Source organism: Bacillus sp. cl96 (assembly GCF_900100505.1).
Taxonomy (GTDB): Bacteria; Bacillota; Bacilli; order Bacillales; family Bacillaceae_G; genus Bacillus_A; species Bacillus_A cereus.
On record NZ_FNDM01000020.1, the window covers coordinates 1 to 3,884 of the forward strand.

Consider the following 3,884-nt stretch of genomic DNA (forward strand, 5'->3'; position numbering starts at 1 on the left):
TCAAATGAGACAGTACGTCCGGACACTTGAATCAAGAGCTATCGTCCAGAGTATGTCTCGAAAAGGCAACTGTTACGACAACGCAGTAATAGAAAATTTCTTTGGGATTATGAAGTCGGAGTTCCTCTACATAAAAGAATTTGAAAATGTAGAGCACTTTAAAATAGAATTAGAAAAATATATAGATTATTATAATACGAAACGGATTAAGGCGAAATTAAAAATGAGCCCGGTACAATACCGGACTCACTTTTATCAAGCTGCCTAATGAAATAACCGTGTCTAACTTTTAGGGGTCACTTCAAGTAGCTGCTCTCTTTTTATTACAAAAAAATAGGTTAACAATTGAATATTGATGTTTTTTGGTAAAAGATGTAACGAATTGTGAATTTTTTGTAACAAAAAAGTAACACTGTAATTTTTTCTGGAAAAAAGTTCTTGTGCTCGTATATGAAAAATATATGAAAACCACTGGAGATTGTATTAGAAATGCATTTTATTAATATGGAAATTTATGTTACAACTCGTTAATCGTATATTACGAATGCTTTGTAATTGTGTGATTTCTAAAAATTCTAAAAATCTGTTGCTATAATGAAAATACGAAAACAAAGCAAATGGAGGCTATTCATGAAAAAATTATTAGGTATAGCAACAGCAGCAGTTTTTGGTCTTGGGATTTTTGCGGGTTCTGCTAAAGCGGAAACAATTGTAACAACAGACGTATTAAATGTTAGAGAAAACCCAAATGTAGAGTCAAAGCTTGTAGGTAAAGTGTTCAGTGGGAATACACTAGATGTTATAAATACAGAAAATGGATGGACAAAAATTAAGTTGAACGGTAAGGAAGCGTTTGTAAGTGCCGATTTTACAAAGAGCACATATTATGTAACGGCGGGCGTATTAAATGTTCGTGCTGGAGCGAATACTGATTCTGAAATTTTAGGTAAACTTAATAAAAATGATGTGATTGAAACGACGAATCAAGTTCAAAATGAATGGTTACAATTCGACTACAATGGAAAAGTTGGATATGTTCACGTGCCATTTTTAACAGGAACAGCACCTGTAATCGAAAAGAAAGAGGTTGTAGCTCAAGAAGAAGCGCCAGCTAGAACAAATACGCCAGTTAAAAATAATACAGTAGTTAAGAATAAAGAGTCTGTTAAGAGTAACGATTCTATTAAGAATGTAGAATCAAGTAAACCTGTGGTAAAAGAAAAACCGGCTGCAAAACCAGTTGCAAAATCTACTGAAACAAGTGCGCCTACTGGTGGTCGTGAAATTACAGTAGAAGCAACGGCATATACAGCAGATCCGAGTGAGAATGGTTCGTATGGTGGTCGTGTATTAACTGCAATGGGGCATGATTTAACAGCAAATCCAAATATGAAAGTAATTGCTGTTGATCCGAAAGTAATTCCGCTTGGATCAAAAGTATGGGTAGAAGGATATGGAGAAGCGATTGCTGGAGACACCGGTGGTGCGATTAAAGGAAATCGTATTGATGTATTAGTCGGTTCAGATGGTAGTGCTAATAGCTGGGGGCGCAAATCTGTAAAAGTGAAAGTTATACAATAGGTTATCGATATTAATATAAAAAGCGGTTGCTTGAAACTATGTAAGCAGCCGCTTTTTATGGATTATTGAAATGGATAAATAGTTTTACCTGTAATAATTTTATATGCACTGCAAAATTGCGTTTGTATATATTCTGTATTTTTATTTTCTGGATGTAATGTTGTTTCATGGAGAGTAGAATGAAAAGCCCGTAGTAAACAATTTAGGGCGAAGTATAATTCCTCTTGTGAACAATTTTGTTCTTTTGTAGAAGTGGCTAAAATGAGGTCTTTTGTCAAAGATGAAAAATTGATGGTGGATTGTTTCATAGTTAACTCATCCTCTCGAAACTATTTTTATCATGTATATGCAGAATTGGACAAACTATGTTCTTTTTTCTGTATAATTTCATGTACCGAAATGAAAGAACTTGCAATCATGCCGTTAAAATTGGTAAGATTGGGTATAATCAATAGATGGAGTATATTACATAAAGAGAGTTGAATGATATGGGAGAAGTGCAACGTGAAAAAGTTGCTGTCATCATTGGACCAACTGCTGTTGGAAAGACGAAGTTAAGTATCGATCTTGCCAAAGCGTTGAACGGTGAAATTATTAGTGGTGATTCCATGCAGATCTATCGAACGATGGATATTGGAACCGCAAAGGTAACAAAAGCAGAGATGGACGGAATTCCACATTATATGATCGATATAAAAAATCCGGAAGATTCATTTTCTGTCGCGGAATTTCAAGAACGTGTTCGCAAGCATATTCGAGAAATTACAGAACGTGGTAAATTACCAATTATAGTTGGTGGGACCGGTCTTTATATACAATCTGTTTTATTCGATTATCAGTTTACAGATGATGCTGGTGATGTGATATACCGAGAGCAAATGGAAAAGTTAGCTTTAGAACGCGGTGTGGAATATGTACATGAAAAATTGCAAGAAGTAGATCCAGAAAGTGCGGAGCGTATTCATGCAAATAATGTACGACGTGTCATTCGGGCGTTAGAAATTTTCCACACGACGGGTGAAAAAATGAGTGAACAAATTGAGAAACAAGAAAAAGAGTTACTCTATGATGTTTCATTAATTGGCTTGACAATGGATCGAGAAATGCTATACGATCGCATTAACTTACGAGTGGATTTGATGATGGAACAAGGCCTATTAGAGGAAGTAGAAGGGCTGTATAATAGAGGGATACGAGATTGTCAATCTATTCAAGCGATTGGATATAAAGAAATCTATGATTATTTTGAGAATCGAGCCTCTTTAGAAGATGCGGTGTCACAATTAAAGACGAATTCGCGTCGTTATGCAAAACGTCAATTAACGTGGTTCCGTAATAAAATGGATGTCACGTGGTTTGATGTTACAGACGGTGAAAAAACGTCAGAAATTTTACGATACATAGAAGGAAAGTTACAAGTAAAGTCGAATAATAGTAAGTAGAGAAAAAGAGGAGGATTCGACATGAAGCAATCAATCAATATTCAAGATCAGTTTTTAAATCAACTCCGTAAAGAAAATACGTTTGTTACGCTGTACTTATTAAATGGTTTCCAGCTTCGTGGACTAATTAAAGGATTTGATAATTTTACAGTCCTGCTGGAAACAGAAGGTAAGCAGCAGCTTATTTATAAACATGCAATCTCCACATTTGTACCACAAAAAAATGTTTCAATTGAATTAGAATAGTAATGAATTATTGTACATAACAACAAAAGAGCGAGTTTCCTCGCTCTTTTTTTATTTGTCATAAACAATATATCATGAAATTTAAGCGATTCTAAATACAGTAAGGCGGATGTTAGTATTTCCTGTCGCAGGGATCGTAATCTCATTAAGAGTAGATTGAACAGAAATTCTTGCACCAGCTGCTAATGTTTCGATTGTAGTAAATGAAAGTGAGTCGCCTATTAAATTTGAAGAGAAATTATCAGTTGCGACTGCTCCATTAATTGAAATTCCTACTCCGAGTGGAGCGCATCCTGGCGCAGTTGTAGAAATGGATACGCTAATTACATAAATACCACCGTTAATAACAGTAACTGTATCTGTGCCGTTGAAGATAATATTGTTTACGTTAATTGCAGTACTAAAAATAAAGTTATTAAATTGCAGTACTGTTTGCTGAATATTGTTTGTTACAACAATTGTTGCTATAGGGAAGCTAGGTCCAGTAGGCCCAGTAGGTCCGGTAGGTCCACCAGAAGGTCCAGTAGGTCCAGTAACTCCTATGCCAGTAGCGCCGGTAGCACCCGTTGGTCCTTGAACGCCTTGAGGTCCAGTAGCGCCAGTAGCACCTGTGTT

At 35.7% G+C, this 3,884-nt stretch carries 6 protein-coding genes; 4 read left to right on the forward strand and 2 right to left on the reverse strand.

The genetic code is table 11. From position 1 onward, the window contains the following. Nucleotides 1-268: IS3 family transposase (locus tag BLT20_RS27185; RefSeq protein WP_141770363.1), on the forward strand; the 268-nt coding region annotated here is incomplete at its 5' end. Between the two features lie 362 nt (nt 269-630). Continuing rightward, on the forward strand, nt 631-1,581 hold the full coding sequence (entD, locus tag BLT20_RS27190; protein WP_000734610.1) for a cell wall-binding protein EntD: 951 nt from the start codon (nt 631-633) through the stop codon (nt 1,579-1,581). Nucleotides 1,582-1,643: 62 nt separating this feature from the next. Here the strand turns inward: entD and BLT20_RS27195 are convergent, their stop codons facing one another. Then, the gene (locus BLT20_RS27195; RefSeq protein ID WP_000814429.1) at nt 1,644-1,889 is read right to left on the reverse strand and encodes a hypothetical protein; all 246 of its coding nucleotides are present in this window, start codon (nt 1,887-1,889) and stop codon (nt 1,644-1,646) included. 180 nt (nt 1,890-2,069) lie between these two features. Between BLT20_RS27195 and miaA the strand changes: the two genes are divergently transcribed. Then, nucleotides 2,070-3,023 carry a tRNA (adenosine(37)-N6)-dimethylallyltransferase MiaA gene (gene miaA / locus BLT20_RS27200; RefSeq protein WP_000504926.1) on the forward strand — a complete coding sequence of 318 codons (954 nt, stop codon included), beginning with the start codon at nt 2,070-2,072 and terminating at the stop codon, nt 3,021-3,023. A 21-nt stretch (nt 3,024-3,044) separates the two neighbouring features. Continuing rightward, entirely contained in the window at nt 3,045-3,269 is a 225-nt protein-coding gene (gene hfq, locus BLT20_RS27205) for an RNA chaperone Hfq (RefSeq protein ID WP_000813896.1), read from the forward strand. 81 nt (nt 3,270-3,350) lie between these two features. Here hfq and BLT20_RS27210 read toward each other — a convergent pair. Next, on the reverse strand, nt 3,351-3,884 hold a 534-nt coding region (locus BLT20_RS27210; protein ID WP_000295213.1), incomplete at its 5' end, for a Gly-Xaa-Xaa repeat protein.